The organism is Pedobacter sp. 01T416_2 (assembly GCF_056398925.1).
Genome location: NZ_JBFTQI010000568.1, coordinates 1 through 3938, shown reverse-complemented (window position 1 = coordinate 3938; position 3938 = coordinate 1). Strand labels below are relative to the sequence as shown.

Annotated in this window: 4 protein-coding genes; 2 read left to right on the top strand and 2 right to left on the bottom strand. The window is 36.6% G+C overall.

Translation table 11 applies throughout. The annotated features are described in order from the left end of the window. The first annotated feature begins 433 nt into the window (after positions 1-433). Together AC1DPQ_RS20415 and AC1DPQ_RS20410 are read left to right on the top strand one after the other, a co-directional pair. Complete coding sequence (locus AC1DPQ_RS20415; protein WP_477580207.1) at positions 434-1228, top strand: M12 family metallopeptidase; 795 nt, start codon at positions 434-436, stop codon at positions 1226-1228. A gap of 72 nt (positions 1229-1300) precedes the next feature. Beyond that, positions 1301-2218 (top strand): hypothetical protein, encoded by a 918-nt coding sequence (locus AC1DPQ_RS20410; RefSeq protein ID WP_477580205.1) that lies wholly within the window; start codon positions 1301-1303, stop codon positions 2216-2218. On the opposite strand, the gene AC1DPQ_RS20405 is transcribed toward AC1DPQ_RS20410, so the two are convergent. Continuing rightward, on the bottom strand, positions 2215-2931 hold the full coding sequence (locus AC1DPQ_RS20405) for a 2-phosphosulfolactate phosphatase (protein ID WP_477580203.1): 717 nt from the start codon (positions 2929-2931) through the stop codon (positions 2215-2217). The genes AC1DPQ_RS20410 and AC1DPQ_RS20405 overlap by 4 nt on opposite strands. A gap of 84 nt (positions 2932-3015) precedes the next feature. Next, positions 3016-3938, bottom strand: a 923-nt coding sequence (gcvT, locus tag AC1DPQ_RS20400; RefSeq protein WP_477610703.1) for a glycine cleavage system aminomethyltransferase GcvT, incomplete at its 5' end; no start/stop codon positions are given.

Genomic DNA, 3938 nt, shown 5'->3' with positions numbered 1-3938 from the left:
GGCTATTAGTACATTCGATATGAAACGTGCAGAAGATATTTACTGGCTGGCACACGAAGAAGCCTTGATTACGATTAAAAACAGTCCAACAATTTCCGAATTAATTACAAAATAGCAAGTAGATTCACTTGTGGATTTCTTGCGATATGTAATATTTAAACTACAATAAAATAGTTTATATTAAACAAATAAACGAGTGTAAAAAATACACTTATGCAATAAAAATATTACAATTCTCTTGGTGTTGATATAATATTATTTTACTTTAGGATTATACTTTGCAAATGCAGAGGAAATTAAACCTAAATGTCTATCTATGTTTTTCAACCTGATTATTCTTTTTCAAAGAAGAAGAATTCCTGTTTTTACGATCTTCTAACTTGATTTCCAAGTCAAATACAGATCATTAATTTTTACCTAAAAAAACCTAAACATGAAATTCTTAAAATTAAATAAAACCCTATTAACTGCCCTGGCGCTAACCACAGTATTATTTGCATGTAAAAAAGAAAAACCTACAGAAACGGCAGATTTACAAAAACCTGAATTATCAGCCGTTAATCCCCTTGGCGATATCCAGATCTGTACAGAAAGATCATTGGATGGAACTACCCCAAGAGGTGCCGTTTTAAAGTCAACAAAATGGACTCCGGGAACTACGATTAAAGTAAGTTTAAACGGAAGCACATCAGCCATCAGAGCTAAAGTAATCCAATATGCGAAAGCGTGGGAACAATATGCCAACATCAAATTCAACTTTGTAACAAACGATAATACAGCCAAAATCAGGGTAAGCTTTGTAAGTGGAGATGGATCTTGGTCGTACATTGGAAAATCAACGCCTAGCACCGGTGCGACTATGAACTATGGTTGGTTAACTGCAACTACAGCAGATTCTGAATATAGCCGCGTGGTAATCCACGAATTCGGTCATGCATTAGGATTAATCCATGAGCACCAACATCCATTGGTGGCTATTCCTTGGGATAAACCTGCTGTTTATGCCTATTATGCTGCTGCACCAAATTACTGGAGCCAGGCAGATGTAGACAATAACTTATTTGCAAAATACAGTACCACACAAACCAATTATAGCGCTTACGATAAATATTCGATCATGCACTATTCAGTTCCTAACGAATTAACCATCGGTGATTTCGAGGTGGGATGGAATACCGTATTATCACCTACTGATAAATCATTTATAGCTTCAGTATATCCATTTTAGAAAATAAATTATTACACATAGTGGTTTAAATAACCGCTATGTGTATTTTGCTATTATAAAATAAAAACAGATATGCTGATCGCTCTGCGGATTTCATTTATCAAACCATTTTTAGCCTGCTTAACACTCCTATTATTCTGCCAAACCGCATCTGCACAAGAGAATTCCTATAAATGGGAGGTAAAGCCTTATGCAGGCATTCAACAATCAAGATTTGATTGGTCTATTGCAGGTAATGCAACTGGAACCAGTCCGAATGTATTATCAGAACTCATCTGGAAAAATCTTAAAGGGCCTAGTTTTGGCTTAGACATTAAATACAATATTACCGAGCGGCTTAGTATTAAAGCCGCTAACCAATACAGCAGCATAACCAAGGGCGAGGCAGAAGATACCGATTATGCAAATGATAATCGGCAAAATGCTTTTTATTTCGATCTGCTCAACGCAAATAAAGGTTATTTATACGATGCCAATTTACAGTTCAGTTACCAACTGTTCAAATTTGGCGATTTTAACATCAATCCAATTGTTGGACTTTCATATCATCAGCAAAAATTTCATTTGCTAGAAAGTGCAAATAATCCTGACAGCAAAGGCTTAAACTCTACGTATGTAGCAAGATATAAAGGATTCGATTTTGGAGCAGAACTTGTTCTTAAAATGCAGAAATTCAGTATAGGCGCCACAGTTTTAAGCGGTTTTTATACTTATTCGGCAAAAGCCAACTGGAATTTAATTCCTGATTTTGCAAAACCTGTAAGCTTTACACATAAGGCAAATTCCTTTTCATTGAGTGGCGATATCAATCTGGCTGTACCATTAAACAAAAGTTTACGGATAGAAGTCGACTATAAGATCAATAACATCAACACTTACTCTGGTGTAGATAAAGCTTATTTTAATAGTAGACCAACAGAGGAAACTCAATTTAATGGCGCAAATTTTAGAAAAAATGCAGTATTGCTCGGCTTAAATTTTAGCTTTTAATTTTTTAAGGCCACCAAACGTTCGCCTTCCAGTACCGGAATTGTTTTGCAAAGATTTAACTGCAAACAGAAAACAACATCTTCTTCTATATTCAACTGAGCCAAACGATGGCTGTGTGATGATTTGTGAAGGTATTTCCTCAGATCTGCCTTAGCTAAGGCATACAAATCTTCTGCAGCCACACTGGAATCATCAAAATGCTGGAAATTTTGACGGAGATTATTTACCACAGCACCAGCAAAAAGGGTGTCCTCTAAATTGAACTGATCTTTCCAACCAGCGCAAAGCAAAAGCACATTCTTATCCTGACTTTTCAAATAATCACAAAGGGCATCTAAGTTCAGGAAAGACCCAATTACAACCTGATAGGCCCTTTTCTGAGCCAAATGCAAAGCCTTAGTTCCATTGGTAGTAGTTAACACGACCGTTTTTCCATTCACTTTTTCATGGGTATAAGAGAATGGCGAATTACCGAAATCGTATCCGGCTACCACCTCCCCATTTCGTTCTGCTGCCAATAAAAATCCGCTATCGCGATAGTTTAAACAATCTTCTACCTGAGCAACTGGAATAATCGCTTCAGCACCATTATCTATTCCGTAGGTAATAGATGAAGTGGCTCTTAAAATATCGATAACCACCACAATGCTTTGTTCGATATCATATAAATCAATCAAGGCCGGAGTTAAACAAACTTCTATTTTTTTTGACATGTAAAGGGAGGTGAAAGGCGAAAGGTTTAAGGTTTAAGGTTATGGGAAAATATGCCCTACGCCTTAAACCTTAAACCCCAAACCTTATTTATAAAAAGGAAACTTAACCACTTTAGCTTTAATTGGCGTATTGCGGATTAAAATAAAAACTTCAGTTCCTTCTTTAGTAAAATCTTTTGCAATGTAGCCCATACCTATTGCTTTTTGCAAAGAAGGTGCCTGGGTACCAGAAGTCACTTTACCGATAATATTTCCTTCGGCATCAGCAATTTCATAATCATGGCGCGGAATACCACGATCGATCATTTCGAAACCAACCAATTTCTTTTGAATACCAGCTTCTTTTTGCGCCAATAATACCTCCGAATTGGTGAAAGATTTAGAAAATTTGGTAATCCAACCTAAACCTGCCTCGATAGGCGAGGTAGTATCATCAATATCATTTCCATATAAACAGAAACCCATTTCTAAACGTAAAGTATCGCGTGCACCTAGGCCTATTGGCTGAATGTTGTACGGCGCACCTGCTTTAAAAATAGCATCCCAAATTTGATCGGCATATTGGTTTTCGAAATAAATTTCGAAACCACCAGCGCCAGTATAACCTGTTGCTGAAATGACTACGTTATCAACACCAGCAAAGGTACCTTTAACGAAAGTGTAATACTCCATTGATGCCAAATCAACATCAGTTAATGTTTGTAAAGCGTCTGCTGCTTTTGGCCCTTGAATGGCCAAAAGAGAGGTTTGATCCGAAATATTGTGCATTTCTACACCTTTCGAATTGAATTGTTGAATCCAGTTCCAATCTTTTTCTATGTTAGAAGCGTTAACCACCAACATGTAGGTCTTATCATCTATTTTGTAAACCAAAAGGTCATCAACAATACCACCATCTTGGTTTGGCAAACAAGAGTACTGAACTTTTCCATCGTATAATTTAGACGCATCGTTACTGGTTACACGTTGAATAAGATCTAATGCGTTTTCACCTTTCAGAATAAATT